This window comes from Streptomyces sp. NPDC047081, from assembly GCF_040643775.1.
Lineage (GTDB): Bacteria > Actinomycetota > Actinomycetes > Streptomycetales > Streptomycetaceae > Streptomyces.
Map to the genome: position 1 here is coordinate 1 of NZ_JBEYUY010000043.1, position 13414 is coordinate 13414.

12 protein-coding genes and 1 pseudogene are annotated in these 13414 nt (G+C 69.0%); 3 read left to right on the forward strand and 10 right to left on the reverse strand.

Going from position 1 to position 13414, the window contains the following annotated elements; genetic code table 11:
• Positions 1 to 103 precede the first annotated feature (103 nt).
• A complete protein-coding gene (locus ABZ848_RS45220; RefSeq protein WP_360841629.1) occupies positions 104 to 346 on the forward strand; it encodes a hypothetical protein in 243 nt (80 codons plus the stop codon).
• Between the two features lie 150 nt (positions 347 to 496).
• Here ABZ848_RS45220 and ABZ848_RS45225 read toward each other — a convergent pair whose 3' ends face one another.
• The 4 genes and pseudogenes from ABZ848_RS45225 to ABZ848_RS45240 form a co-directional block, all read right to left on the reverse strand.
• Positions 497 to 2182, reverse strand: coding sequence for a ribonuclease J (locus ABZ848_RS45225; RefSeq protein ID WP_360841630.1), 1686 nt, complete (start codon positions 2180 to 2182; stop codon positions 497 to 499).
• A gap of 143 nt (positions 2183 to 2325) precedes the next feature.
• Complete coding sequence (gene dapA / locus ABZ848_RS45230; RefSeq protein WP_360841632.1) at positions 2326 to 3225, reverse strand: 4-hydroxy-tetrahydrodipicolinate synthase; 900 nt, start codon at positions 3223 to 3225, stop codon at positions 2326 to 2328.
• Positions 3226 to 3436: 211 nt separating this feature from the next.
• On the reverse strand, positions 3437 to 4816 hold the full coding sequence (gene thyX / locus ABZ848_RS45235; RefSeq protein WP_360841806.1) for an FAD-dependent thymidylate synthase: 1380 nt from the start codon (positions 4814 to 4816) through the stop codon (positions 3437 to 3439).
• Positions 4796 to 5086 (reverse strand): annotated as a pseudogene (locus ABZ848_RS45240) (FAD-dependent thymidylate synthase); the annotation flags it as partial. The pseudogene ABZ848_RS45240 and the gene thyX, both read right to left, overlap by 21 nt.
• A 196-nt stretch (positions 5087 to 5282) precedes the next feature.
• Between ABZ848_RS45240 and ABZ848_RS45245 the strand changes: the two are divergent.
• A complete protein-coding gene (locus ABZ848_RS45245) occupies positions 5283 to 5519 on the forward strand; it encodes a hypothetical protein (protein ID WP_360841633.1) in 237 nt (78 codons plus the stop codon).
• Between the two features lie 91 nt (positions 5520 to 5610).
• Entirely contained in the window at positions 5611 to 6165 is a 555-nt protein-coding gene (locus ABZ848_RS45250) for a PH domain-containing protein (RefSeq protein ID WP_360841635.1), read from the forward strand.
• A gap of 83 nt (positions 6166 to 6248) precedes the next feature.
• Here the strand turns inward: ABZ848_RS45250 and ABZ848_RS45255 are convergent, their stop codons facing one another.
• The 6 genes from ABZ848_RS45255 to eccD form a co-directional block, all read right to left on the reverse strand.
• The gene (locus tag ABZ848_RS45255; protein WP_360841636.1) at positions 6249 to 6701 is read right to left on the reverse strand and encodes a hypothetical protein; all 453 of its coding nucleotides are present in this window, start codon (positions 6699 to 6701) and stop codon (positions 6249 to 6251) included.
• Positions 6701 to 7453, reverse strand: coding sequence for a 4-hydroxy-tetrahydrodipicolinate reductase (dapB, locus tag ABZ848_RS45260; protein WP_360841638.1), 753 nt, complete (start codon positions 7451 to 7453; stop codon positions 6701 to 6703). Before dapB ends, ABZ848_RS45255 begins: the two co-directional genes overlap by 1 nt.
• A 50-nt stretch (positions 7454 to 7503) precedes the next feature.
• A complete protein-coding gene (locus ABZ848_RS45265) occupies positions 7504 to 8883 on the reverse strand; it encodes a pitrilysin family protein (protein WP_360841639.1) in 1380 nt (459 codons plus the stop codon).
• Entirely contained in the window at positions 8880 to 11096 is a 2217-nt protein-coding gene (locus ABZ848_RS45270) for a polyribonucleotide nucleotidyltransferase (RefSeq protein ID WP_360841640.1), read from the reverse strand. Before ABZ848_RS45270 ends, ABZ848_RS45265 begins: the two co-directional genes overlap by 4 nt.
• A 299-nt stretch (positions 11097 to 11395) precedes the next feature.
• Positions 11396 to 11683, reverse strand: a complete 288-nt coding sequence (rpsO, locus tag ABZ848_RS45275) for a 30S ribosomal protein S15 (protein WP_015657483.1) — start codon at positions 11681 to 11683, stop codon at positions 11396 to 11398.
• A 139-nt stretch (positions 11684 to 11822) separates the two neighbouring features.
• Positions 11823 to 13280 (reverse strand): type VII secretion integral membrane protein EccD, encoded by a 1458-nt coding sequence (gene eccD / locus ABZ848_RS45280; protein ID WP_360841643.1) that lies wholly within the window; start codon positions 13278 to 13280, stop codon positions 11823 to 11825.
• Positions 13281 to 13414 lie beyond the last annotated feature (134 nt).

Sequence of the window (13414 nt, forward strand, 5' to 3'; positions counted from 1 at the left end):
AAACTCTCCGTGAATGCTTTTCACGGGAGCGGAACAGTCGGAGGAATGATCCGACCGTTCACAGCGTCCTCGCTGTGTATTTCAAAGGAACCTCGCCCCGATCATGACGACCGGAGACGGGGTATCAACATATCTGGCGTTGATTTTTGGCACGCTGTTGAGTTCTCAAGGAACGGTCGCTTCCTTTGTACTCACCCTCGCGGGCTTTCCTCCGGGCTTCCCTTCGGTCTCGCGTTTCCGACTCTATCAGATCCTTTTCCGATCCGATTTCCTCGGTGCTTTCCAGGTTCCCGCTTTTGTTTCGCGGTTTCCTTTCCGGCGGTTCCGACTTTATCAGAAGTTCTGAGTCGGTTTTCCCGCCCTCCAGGTCTGCTCCCGGCGCACGAAGCGGCCGGGTTCCCCTGCTGGCGGAGCCGTAAACGTACTGGAGCGGGGCGCCTCGATGCAAATCGAGGCGCCCCGCTCCCAGTTCACGCGTACGAGGGGTCGTACGCGGTCAGACCTCCACGACCACCGGGAGGATCATCGGCCTGCGCCGATAGGTGTCCGAGACCCACTTGCCGAGGGTCCGGCGGATGAGTTGCTGCAGCTGGTGCGGCTCCACGACGCCGTCCTGGGCCGAGCGTTCGAGAACCTCCGTGATCTTCGGGATCACCTCGCTGAAGGCGGAGTCCTCGATGCCCGAGCCGCGGGCCTGGACGTGCGGGCCGCCCGTGATCTTGCCGGTGGAGGAGTCCACGACGACGAAGACCGAGATGATGCCCTCGTCTCCCAGGATCTTCCGGTCCTTCAGGGCCGGCTCGCCCACGTCGCCGACAGAGAGGCCGTCGACGTAGACGTAACCCGCCTGGACCTTGCCCGAGATCTTCGCCTTGCCCTCGACGAGGTCGACGACCACGCCGTCCTCGGCGATGACGATCCGGTCGTGCGGGACGCCGGTGAGGGCGCCGAGCTCGGCGTTGGCGCGCAGGTGGCGCCATTCGCCGTGGACCGGCATCAGGTTCTTCGGGCGGCAGATGTTGTAGAAGTACAGGAGTTCGCCGGCGGACGCGTGGCCCGAGACGTGCACCTTGGCGTTGCCCTTGTGGACGACGTTGGCGCCCCAGCGGGTGAGGCCGTTGATCACGCGGTAGACCGCGTTCTCGTTGCCGGGGATGAGCGACGACGCCAGGATCACCGTGTCGCCGTCGACGATGCGGATCTGGTGGTCGCGGTTGGCCATGCGGGACAGGGCCGCCATCGGCTCGCCCTGGGAACCCGTGCAGACCAGGACCACCTCGTGGTCCGGGAGGTCGTCGAGGGTCTTGACGTCGACGACGAGGCCCGGCGGGACCTTCAGGTAGCCCAGGTCCCGGGCGATGCCCATGTTGCGGACCATCGAGCGGCCGACGAAGGCGACCCGGCGGCCGTACTCGTGGGCCGTGTCCAGGATCTGCTGGATGCGGTGGACGTGGCTGGCGAAGCTCGCCACGATGATCCGCTTGCGGGCGTTCGCGAAGACCTGCCGGAGGACGTTCGAGATGTCGCGCTCGGGCGGGACGAAGCCCGGAACCTCGGCGTTCGTCGAGTCCGCGAGGAGCAGGTCGATGCCTTCCTCGCTCAGGCGCGCGAACGCGTGTAGATCCGTGAGGCGGTTGTCCAGCGGGAGCTGGTCCATCTTGAAGTCGCCCGTATGGACCACCATGCCCGCGGGGGTGCGGATGGCGACCGCCAGGGCGTCCGGGATGGAGTGGTTGACCGCGACGAACTCGCAGTCGAAGGGGCCCACGCGCTCGCGGTTCCCCTCCGCCACTTCGAGGGTGTACGGGCGGATGCGGTGCTCCTGGAGCTTGGCCTCGATCAGGGCGAGGGTCAGCTTGGAGCCGATCAGCGGGATGTCCGGCTTCTCCCGCAGGAGGAAGGGGACGCCGCCGATGTGGTCCTCGTGGCCATGGGTCAGGACGATGCCCTCGATGTCGTCGAGGCGGTCCCGGATGGACGAGAAGTCGGGCAGGATCAGGTCGATTCCGGGCTGCTCCTCCTCGGGGAAGAGCACTCCGCAGTCGACGATCAGCAGACGGCCACCGTACTCGAAGACCGTCATGTTCCGGCCGATCTCACCGAGACCGCCGAGCGGGGTGACCCGTAGGCCGCCCTCGGGAAGCGGCGGGGGCGGGCCGAGTTCAGGATGCGGATGACTCAAAAGACTCTCCTCACCACACGCGCCACGTACCGGTGGGCACGTGGCGCGCGTGACGTTCGTGCGTGTAGCAGTTGTCGTTGTGGATTGCAGGCACCGGTGGCCTGCCTATTCAGTTGTGAAGCCTGGTGGTGCCAAGTCTGGTGCTAGAGCTGTACCCCGCCGGCGGCAAGATCGATCTTGAGCTGCTCGATCTCTTCGGGCGAGCACTCGACCATCGGTGCGCGCAGCGGTCCGGCGGGCAGGCCCTGGAGGGCGAGGGCGGCCTTGGTGGTCATGACGCCCTGGGTGCGGAACATGCCCGTGTAGACCGGGAGCAGCTTCTGGTGGATCTCGCTCGCCTTCTGTACGTCGCCCGAGGTGAAGGCCTCGACGAGGGCGCGCAGGTCGGGCGTGACCACATGGCCGACGACGGAGACGAAGCCGACCGCGCCCACGGAGAGCAGCGGCAGGTTCAGCATGTCGTCGCCGGAGTACCAGGCGAGACCCGAACGGGCGATGGCCCAGCTCGCGCGGCCGAGGTCGCCCTTGGCGTCCTTGTTGGCGACGATACGCGGGTGCTCCGCCAGCCGGACCAGCGTCTCGGTGTTGATCGGGACGCCGCTGCGGCCGGGGATGTCGTAGAGCATGACCGGTAGCTCGGCGGCGTCGGCGACGGCCGTGAAGTGCCGGTAGAGGCCCTCCTGCGGGGGCTTGTTGTAGTACGGCGTGACGACCAGGAGGCCGTGGGCGCCGACGCGCTGGGCCTCGCGGGCCAGCTCGATGCTGTGGTGGGTGTCGTTGGTGCCGACGCCCGCGACCACGTGGGCCCGGTCGCCGACCGCCTCCAGGACCGCTCGTACGAGATCCGATTTCTCCGCGTCGCTGGTGGTGGGGGACTCACCGGTGGTGCCGTTGATGATCAGGCCGTCGTTGCCTGCGTCCACCAGGTGGGTGGCGAGCCGCTGGGCGCCGTCGAGGTCGAGTGCGCCGTCCGCCGTGAAGGGCGTGACCATGGCGGTGAGGACCCGCCCGAAGGGGGTCTGCGGAGTGGAGGTCGGAGCCATGGGTAACACGCTACTCGGTGCTCATCGCGTGGTCTGCCCTTGGGGTGCGGGATAAGTCCGGACAAATGCGGAGCCCGGTACTGCCTGCTCGGGGGTTCAAGCAGTACCGGGTCCGTTTGATCAGGCTAGATGAACTTCACCAATGCCCGCAATTGGGACACTTCATGCGGCTGACCCGTACATGTGTGCCCTGCCCGGGAACGCGGGTGCGTCACGGCGCCACACGGCCGTTCGCATTGAAGGCCGCGTAGGTGAGCGGCATGAGCTTGGCCCACTCCGCCTCCATCTTCTCGCCGACCATCTCGATCTCCCGCTGCGGGAAGGACGGCACCTTCGCGAGCTCGTGCTGGGTGCGCAGGCCGAGGAAGTGCATCAGCGACCGGGCGTTGCAGGTGGCGTACATGGAGGAGAACAGGCCGACGGGGAGGACGGCCCGGGCGACCTCGCGGGCGACGCCGGCGGCGAGCATCTCCTGGTAGCGCTCGTACGCCTGGATGTACGACTCCTGCATCGAGCGCTCGACGATCTCCTGCTGGGCCTCGGTGCCCGCCACGAACTCGTACTTGCCGGGGCGGCCCTGCTGGACGAGCTTGCGGTCCTCGCCGGGGACGTAGAAGACCGGCTGCAGTTCCCGGTAGCGGCCCGACTCCTCGTTGTACGAGTTGTGCACGACGAAATCGTTGGCGAGGAAGTTGTGCCAGGGGCCTTCGACGGAGAGGTCGTACGTCATCTCCTCGCCGGCCGCCTCGATGGCGACGACCTGGTCCGGCACCGCCTTGGCGACCTTGCCGCCGTGCTGCGCCAGGGCCTGCTCGCCCGCGCTCTTGGTGGCGTGGCAGGGCTCGCAGGCGGGCGCGAGGTTGTTCTCGTCGAGGGCCTGCTGGAGGTCGCTCGCGACCGGGACGACGTGGTCCAGGGCGAGTTGCTCCCGCGGGAAGTCCTGGCCGCACAGGTGGCAGGCGTCGGTCTCCTTGATCAGCCGCTCGCGCTGCATCGAGGTCCACACGCCGATGCCGCGGCGCAGGCTCGGCGGGACGGGGGCCTGGGACGGGTCCGGCACCGCGTCGGCGACCAACACGGCGTCGCCGACCGTGAGTTCGCCCGCCTTGCACCAGCCCTCGGGGGTGAACAGGGCGTGGTCGACCGTGCAGCGAAGGGTCTTGCCCGAGGCCGTGGTGATCCGGACGAGGGGCTTCACGCCCGACTCGATCACGTCGACGATCCTGGCCCGCTGGGCGAGCAGGGTCTCCTCGTCGTGACAGCGCACGTGGTTGCGGCGGACCGATTCCAGCCTGCGGATACGCGTGTCGGGGTGCCGCTCGCGGAACTCGGCGACGGCCGACTCGGCCGCCTCGCGGTTCTCGAACAGGCCCAGGTGGTGGTCGGTGTCCCCGCGCCGCACCTGCGCCATCCACTTGCCCGCGCGGGCGTGCCAGGTGACGCCGCCGGCCGAGTGCGGCAGCCGGTCCTCGACGCCCAGGTGCCACAGCTCGTACAGCTCGGCGATGGTGCGCCGCCGCAGCTCGCCCGCCTCGCTCTCCAGGGTGATCTCCGTGTCCCCCGCGATGCACCAGCCCACCCGGTGCCTCATGAACTCGCGGAAGACGAAGATCGGGGCGCTGATGAAGAAGGTCATCGAGTTGTGCTCGAAGGGGCTGCCGTGGCGGTCCCGCATCAGGTAGTTGATCAGGCCCTTGGAGCGCTCGGGGTCCTTCTGCAGCTCCTCCAGGGACTGCTCGCCGGCGGTGGAGACGCGGGCGGCCCACAGCACGTCGGAGTCGGCCGCGCTGTGCTTGACCAGCTCGACGGTGACGTCGCTGCGGAAGCTGGGCTTGAGGTCGTCGGCGGGGGTGTCGGTCACGGCTCGGAGGGTCCTTCCATCACTTCTGGCGGGCGGCGCCCACTCTACGGCCCGGCACCGACAACGGGCGTTCGGTGCCGGGTCGCGACATACGGCGTCGAATTTCTGTGAATTCGGCGAAACCGGGCACCTTTTGGGGCACTCGACCGTCTGTGTGGATGACAGTCACTCGACACTCAAAAGGAGAAGCACCCCCATGTTCCGTCGGCGCGAACCCGTCCCGTTCGCCTTCCTCGCCGAAGCCGACAGGTTCCGCAGCAATGTCGCTCCGCCGGCCCGTGAGCGGGCGTCCGTCGGTCAGATAGCCGGGCGCTGGCTGCTCGGGCTGACCATCGTCGCCGCGCTCGTCGGCTCCCTGGTCCTCGGGATGCCGGCGCTGTCCACGAACACCAGTACGGCGACTCAGCAGTCCCAGGCGTCCCAGGGGCACTGACTCCATCCGGACCCCCAAGGGTGGTGAGCGGGGACACGGGCGGATAGCCTCACCGGGCACAGCCCACGCATGGATTGAGTGAGGACCAGCCGTGCCCCTGCCCTTCCTGACGGCCGACCGTGCCATCGAGACAGCCGACGACCTCGCGCTGCCCTTCGACGACCGTGACCGCTGGCGGCGCCCCTACCGTCCCGGTCCGTGGCGCGTGGGTGTGGCGGCGCTGTGGCTGCTGCTCGCCTCGTTCGTGCTGTTCGCCGCGGTCGTCATCGCGGCGACCTCGTCGAGGTCCGAGGCCGGCGTCATCCTCGGCATCGCGCTGGCCGTCATCGCGGGCGCCCTGCGGCTGCTGCGCGTGGGCGTCTGGGTGAGCGCACGCGGTCTGCGCCGCGTCGGCTTCTTCGGGACGCGTACGACGCCCTGGGACCAGGTCGCCGCGGTGCGGACGGTGCAGCAGCCGGTGCGCTGGCTGGGGCTGCCGCGGACCGTGCAGGGGCAGGCGCTGATCCTCGTACGAAGGGATCGTGGTGGGCAGGACGCCCCGACGCTGCTGACCACGCACAACGCCGACTTCCTCGCCCGGCCGGGGTCGTTCGACCGGGCGGCGGACACGGTCGAGGCGTGGGCGGCGGAGAACCGGCGGGGCTGACGACGTAGCGACGCCGAGGACGTATCGACGCCGAAGGGGCCGACCGCATCGAGTGCGGGGCGGCCCCTTCGGCGTGGTGGAGGCTAGGCCTCGACGGTCTTGCCGTCGTGCAGTGCGATGGCCTTCTGCATCGCCTTGCGGGCGCGCGGGGTGTCGCGGGCGTCGTGGTAGGCGACGGCGAGGCGGAACCAGCTGCGCCAGTCGTCGGGGGCCGCCTCGGTCTCGGCCTTGCGCTTGGCGAAGACCTCGTCGGCCGAGTCGCGGTCGATGCGGCCGCCGGGGGTGCGCTTCAACTCGTCGACGGGCAGGCCGCCTTCGGCGTCCAGTTCGGCGGCGAGGGCGTTGGCCCTACGCACGAACTGGGTGTTCTTCCACAGGAACCACAGGCCGATGACCGGCAGGATCAGCACCGCCACGCCGAAGGTGACGGTGATGAGCGTGCCGGACTGGATGAGCATGACGCCGCGGCTGCCGACCAGGACGAAGTAGAAGACCAGGACGGCGGCCGTTATGGCGTACGAGAGCTTGGCGCGCATCAGCCCAGGTCCAGGAAGTTTTCCAGGCCGAAGGTGAGGCCCGGGGTGGTCACCACGCGGCGGGCGCCGAGCAGGATGCCCGGCATGAAGCTGCTGTGGTGGAGGGAGTCGTGGCGGATCGTGAGGGTCTCGCCCTCGCCGCCCAACAGGACCTCCTGGTGGGCCAGCAGCCCGCGGAGGCGGACGGAGTGGACGGGGACACCGTCGACGTCCGCGCCCCGCGCGCCGTCCAGGGCGGTCTCGGTGGCGTCCGGCGCGGGTGCCGTGCCGGCCTCGCGGCGGGCCGCGGCGATGAGCTGGGCCGTGCGCGTGGCCGTACCGCTCGGGGCGTCGACCTTCTTCGGGTGGTGGAGCTCGACGACCTCCACCGACTCGAAGTACGGCGCGGCGATCTGCGCGAACTTCATGTTGAGGACGGCCCCGATGGAGAAGTTCGGCGCGATGAGGACGCCGGTCTCCGGGGACCTGTCCAGCCAGCCGTTCAGCTGCGCGAGGCGGTCGTCGGTCCAGCCCGTCGTACCGACGACCGCGTGGATGCCGTGGCCCACGCAGTAGTCGAGGTTGGCCATCACCGAGTCGGGCGTGGTGAGTTCGACGGCGACCTGGGCGCCGGTCTCGGCGAGGGACTCCAGCTTGTCGCCCCGGCCGAGGGCGGCGACCAGCTCCATGTCCTCGGCGGCCTCGACGGCCCGTACCGCTTCCGAACCGATCCGGCCCTTGGCCCCGAGGACCGCCACGCGCAGCTTGCTCATCTCTTGCTTCCTTAACCGAAACCAGCCGAAAACAGCTGAAACAGACGGGGTTAGGCGACGGCCTCGTGCAGTCGGGAGGCCTGCTTGTCCTTGAGCGGGCCGATGACCGACAACGAGGGCCGCTGTCCCAGGATGTCGCGGGCGACCGAGCGGACGTCGTCCGGGGTGACCGAGGCTATCCGGGCCAGCATGTCGTCGACGGACATCTGCTCGCCCCAGCACAGTTCGCTCTTGCCGATACGGTTCATCAGCGCGCCGGTGTCCTCCAAGCCGAGGACCGTCGAACCCCGCAACTGCCCGATGGCGCGGGCGATCTCGTCGTCCGACAGGCCGTGCTGGGCGACGTGGTCGAGTTCGTCGCGGCAGATCTTCAGCACGTCGTGGACCTGCGAGGGCCGGCAGCCGGCGTACACGCCGAACAGGCCGCAGTCGGCGAAGCCGGAGGTGTACGAGTACACGCTGTAGGCCAGGCCGCGCTTCTCGCGGACCTCCTGGAACAGGCGGGAGGACATCCCCCCGCCGAGGGCGGTGTTCAGCACGCCGAGCGCCCAGCGGCGGTCGTCGGTCCGGGCCAGGCCCGGCATGCCGAGGACGACGTGCGCCTGCTCGGTCTTGCGGCCGAGGAGTTCGACGCGGCCGGCGGTGCGCAGCGCGCGCCTGCCGTCGCGCGGGGCGATGGGTGCGGCGTCCGACTTCTTGAAGGCGCCCGCCTTCTCGAAGGCCGCGCGGACCTGTCGTACGACCTTGTTGTGGTCGATGTTGCCGGCGGCCGCGACCACGAGGTGCGTCGGGTCGTAGTGCTTCCTGTAGAAGCGGCGGATGCGGTCGGCGGTCAGGGCGTTGACTGTGTCGACCGTGCCGAGGACCGGGCGGCCGAGGGGGTTGTCGCCGAACATCGTGTGCGCGAACAGGTCGTGCACGCAGTCGCCCGGGTCGTCCTCGGTCATGGCGATCTCTTCGAGGATGGCGCCGCGCTCGACGTTGACGTCGTCCTCGAGGATCAGGGAGCCGGTCAGCATGTCGCAGACGACATCCATGGCGAGCGGCAGGTCGGCGTCGAGCACGCGCGCGTAGTAGCACGTGTACTCCTTCGCCGTGAACGCGTTCATCTCGCCGCCGACCGCGTCGAGCGCCGAGGAGATGTCCAGGGCGCTGCGCCGGGTCGTGCCCTTGAAGAGGAGGTGCTCCAGGTAGTGCGTGGCGCCGTTCAGGGCCGGCGTCTCGTCGCGGGAGCCGACCTGTGCCCAGATGCCGAACGTGGCGGAGCGGACCGAGGGGAGGGTCTCGGTGACGATGCGCAGGCCGCCCGGGAGGGTGGTCTTGCGGACCGTGCCGATGCCGTTCTCGCCCTTGATCAGGGTTTGGGTACGGGCGACGGCCCGCGCCTCCGAGGAGGTGCGGGCCGTCGCCGTGGAGCTGCTCGACGTCACTTGTCGGTGTCGTCCTTCTTCTCTTCGTCGCCTTCGCCCTCGATGACGGGGACGAGCGAGAGCTTGCCGCGCGAGTCGATCTCGGCGATCTCGACCTGGACCTTCTGGCCCACACCGAGGACGTCCTCGACGTTCTCCACGCGCTTGCCGCCGGCGAGCTTGCGGATCTGCGAGATGTGCAGCAGACCGTCCTTGCCGGGGAGGAGCGAGACGAAGGCGCCGAACGTCGTCGTCTTCACGACCGTGCCCAGGTAGCGCTCGCCGACCTCGGGCATCGTCGGGTTGGCGATGCCGTTGATCGTCGTACGGGCGGCCTCGGCGGAGGGACCGTCGGCGGCACCGATGTAGATGGTGCCGTCGTCCTCGATGGTGATCTCGGCGCCGGTGTCCTCCTGGATCTGGTTGATCATCTTGCCCTTGGGGCCGATGACCTCACCGATCTTGTCCACGGGGATCTTGACGGTGATGATCCGCGGGGCGTTCGGGGACATCTCGTCCGGCGTGTCGATCGCTTCCATCATCACGTCGAGGATGTGGAGGCGGGCATCACGGGCCTGCTTCAGGGCGGCGGCCAGGACCGAGGCCGGGATGCCGTCCAGCTTGGTGTCCAGCTGGAGCGCGGTCACGAACTCCTTGGTACCCGCGACCTTGAAGTCCATGTCACCGAAGGCGTCCTCGGCACCGAGGATGTCGGTGAGGGTGACGTAGTGCGTCTCGCCCTCGATCTCCTGGGAGATCAGGCCCATGGCGATACCGGCGACGGGGGCCTTCAGCGGCACACCGGCGTTCAGCAGCGACATGGTGGAGGCGCAGACCGAGCCCATGGACGTCGAGCCGTTGGAGCCGAGGGCCTCGGACACCTGACGGATCGCGTACGGGAACTCCTCGCGGGTCGGCAGCACCGGCACGAGCGCGCGCTCGGCGAGGGCGCCGTGGCCGATCTCGCGGCGCTTCGGGGAGCCGACGCGGCCGGTCTCGCCGGTGGAGTACGGCGGGAAGTTGTAGTTGTGCATGTAGCGCTTGCGGGTCACCGGGGAGAGGGTGTCCAGCTGCTGCTCCATCCGGAGCATGTTCAGGGTGGTGACGCCCAGGATCTGCGTCTCGCCACGCTCGAACAGCGCCGAGCCGTGCACGCGCGGGATGGCCTCGACCTCGGCGGCGAGCGTACGGATGTCCGTCACGCCACGGCCGTCGATGCGCTTCTTCTCCTTGATGACGCGCTCACGGACCAGGGACTTGGTCAGCGAGCGGTACGCGGCGGAGATCTCCTTCTCGCGGCCCTCGAACTCCGGGAGGAGCTTCTCGGCGGCCAGGCCCTTGACGCGGTCCAGCTCGGCCTCGCGCTCCTGCTTGCCCGCGATGGTCAGCGCGGAGGCGAGCTCCGGCTTGACGGCGGCGGTCAGCGCCTCCAGGACGTCGTCCTGGTAGTCGAGGAAGATCGGGAACTCGGCGGTCGGCTTGGCGGCCTTCGCGGCGAGGTCGGCCTGGGCCTTGCAGAGCACCTTGATGAAGGGCTTCGCGGCGTCCAGACCGGCGGCGACGACCTCCTCGGTCGGGGCCTCGGCGCCGCCCTTGACCAGCTGGATGGTCTTGTCGGTGGCCTCGGCCTCGACCATCATGATCGCGACGTCGCCGTCCTCCAGGGTGCGGCCCGCGACGACCATGTCGAAGACGGCGTCCTCGAGCTCGGAGTGCGTCGGGAAGGCCACCCACTGGTTGTCGATCAGCGCGACGCGGACGCCGCCGATCGGACCGGAGAAGGGCAGACCGGCCAGCTGGGTGGACGCGGAGGCGGCGTTGATCGCCACGACGTCGTACAGGTGGTCGGGGTTCAGCGCCATGATCGTGGCGACGACCTGGATCTCGTTGCGCAGGCCCTTCTTGAAGGACGGGCGCAGCGGGCGGTCGATGAGGCGGCAGGTGAGGATGGCGTCCTCGGAGGGACGGCCCTCACGGCGGAAGAAGCTGCCGGGGATCTTGCCGGCGGCGTACATCCGCTCCTCGACGTCCACCGTCAGGGGGAAGAAGTCGAGCTGGTCCTTGGGGTTCTTGGAGGCGGTGGTGGCCGACAGCACCATGGTGTCGTCGTCCAGGTACGCCACGGCGGAGCCGGCGGCCTGCTTGGCGAGGCGGCCCGTCTCGAAGCGGATGGTGCGGGTGCCGAAGGAGCCGTTGTCGATGACGGCCTCGGCGTAGTGGGTCTCGTTCTCCACTAGCGTTTTCTCCGTTACTTTTCGTCTGTTTCGTCTTTTGTCCCGGCCACCCGTGTGGTGGGCGGGACGTGAGCGGAGAAGCGCTCCGTCTGGTGCGGGCCGGTCTTCGATCGAAGCACCCGGGGTTCGCATCGCCCGGGGGCCACTACCGAGGACCGGCGGCGGCGAGGTGCACTTCTCCTCGTGTTACTGCGTTGTGCTACCACACTACAAAGCGGGTGTGACACTGCGCACGTTTCCGCACGTACGCAAAGGGAGCGGTCCCCGATCCTTTCGGGAACCGCTCCCCTCAGCACGTCTTACTTGGCGCCCGCCGCACCGCGGCGGATGCCGAGGCGGTCGACCAGCGCACGGAAGCGCTGGATGTCCTTCTTGGCCAGGTACTGCAGCAGGCGGCGACGCTGACCGACCAGGATCAGCAGACCACGACGGGAGTGGTGGTCGTGCTTGTGGGTCTTGAGGTGCTCGGTCAGGTCGGAGATCCGACGGGAGAGCATCGCGACCTGGACCTCGGGGGAGCCGGTGTCGCCCTCCTTCTGGCCGAACTCGGAGATGATCTGCTTCTTCGTAGCGGCATCGAGCGGCACGCGTACTCCTCGTAGTCTGTTGGTGGCCTCCGAGTGCTCCCGGTCCACGTCTCGGGAGATCTTCGGTTACTCGGAAGGCCGGGCCCGTCTGGGTGTGTACACAAACGGCCGTCACACAGCGTACCAGTCCGGCTGAGTGCTAGACGCCGCCGCGGACCTTGCCGTACACGTCGAGGACGGCCAGGCATACCGGGACCAGGGAGAGCAGGACCAGGGAGTCGGCGAGGTCGAGCATGCGGCCCCAGAACGGGGAGAGGCCCTTCTGCGGGACGATCAGGGCGATCGCGATCAGCAGGAGGACGCCCGCGCCCACGGAGGCGCCGAGCCACAGGGTGCGTACGTCGACCGGGCCGGAGTTGCCCTGCAGCAGGTCCATGACGACCGAGGCCGGCGGGGAGATCGCCAGGCCGAGGACGAGGAGCGCGAGGGTGACCACACCGGCCACGAAGAGGCAGGTGACCTGGGCGGTGTAGCGGAAGAGGCGGGCCCGCAGCATCGCGGCGAGGCCGGTGCACAGGGCGAGCAGCTGGGCCCAGCCGCTGTCGCTGAAGCCGAGCACCGCGCCGCCCGCGCCGACGACGACCGCGGCGCAGCCGCCGACCAGGCCGAGCAGCAGCTCGTGGCCTCGGCTGGTCTGGGCGACGATGCGCTGAACGTCGACGGCCTCGAGGTCGCCCTCCTGGCCCTCGCGGCGCGCGCGGGCGAGTTCCTCGGGGTTGCGGAAGCCGATCGGCAGCTTGGCGAAGCGGGCCGACCAGCCGGGCAGGAAGCCGACCACCGCCAGGGCGACGACCGAGGTGCCGGCGGCGATCTCGCGCGGCGCCGCGTCGGTCAGGACACCGCAGAACACGGCGAGGGTGCCGATGGCGGAGGCCAGCGCGGCGGCCACGAACGGGGCGTCGCCCTGCGGCAGCAGCATGATCAGTACGACGGAGAAGATGAGGACGGCGACACAGCCGACCAGGAACTGGATACGGCCCGGTCCCTCGTGCGCGTCCTGCGGGATGACGCCGGAGCCGGCGATGAGCGCGTGCGGCAGCGCCGAGATGCCCAGTGCGACGGCCGAGCCCCGGTCGTCGTAGACCCGGGCCCGGATGCCGGCGAGTGCGGTCAGGGCGAGCGCGGTGACGCCGGCGAGGATGCCCTGCAGGCCGTGCATGTCGTGCCGGATCGGGTCGGCGAACCAGAACACGAAGCCGAGCATGATCAGCAGCAGCGAACCGGCGACCAGACCGGCCACCCGCATCAGATTGTCGTTCCAGCTGCGAATGTCCTGTTTGACCGCCGCGGCGATGGCGTCCACCACGTCGTCGTGGACGGCCGGCGGCAGCGAGTCGGCGAAGGTGCGCAGCAGCAGCACCTCGCCGTCGCGCACCCGGTGTTCGAGCAACGAGCGGCTCGCGTCCAGCACTTGGCCCTCGCGGGTCACCAGGTGGTATCCGGAGAGACTGGTGTCGGACTGGACGAGGCCCGAGAGCCGGATGATCTCAGGAAAGAGGTCCTGGATCGGAAGGTCCTCGGGCAGCGCGACATCGACTCGGCTGTCCGGCGCTGCGATGGTGATTCGGCAGAAACCTGTCGAAGTCCCCGTGCTCACCTGGTGTTCCCCCTGCTAGACAAGGCTGCTTCATGCAGTTCGTACGACGCGAGTCGCCACCCTATCCCTTGCCGTACGGGCCGAAGGGGCTCCCTCCCTCAATTCTCCCCGGACCCCCTCGGCTTCTCCATCCT

Excerpts from the sequence above, each read along its gene's own strand:
- ABZ848_RS45245 (WP_360841633.1), top strand. The coding sequence starts at position 5,283 with ATGTTCCGTCGGCGCGAACCCGTCCCGTTCGCCTTCCTCGCCGAAGCC.
- ABZ848_RS45220 (WP_360841629.1), top strand. The coding sequence starts at position 104 with ATGACGACCGGAGACGGGGTATCAACATATCTGGCGTTGATTTTTGGC.
- ABZ848_RS45255 (WP_360841636.1), bottom strand. The coding sequence starts at position 6,701 with ATGCGCGCCAAGCTCTCGTACGCCATAACGGCCGCCGTCCTGGTCTTC.
- dapB (WP_360841638.1), bottom strand. The coding sequence starts at position 7,453 with ATGAGCAAGCTGCGCGTGGCGGTCCTCGGGGCCAAGGGCCGGATCGGT.
- dapA (WP_360841632.1), bottom strand. The coding sequence starts at position 3,225 with ATGGCTCCGACCTCCACTCCGCAGACCCCCTTCGGGCGGGTCCTCACC.
- thyX (WP_360841806.1), bottom strand. The coding sequence starts at position 4,816 with ATGAGGCACCGGGTGGGCTGGTGCATCGCGGGGGACACGGAGATCACC.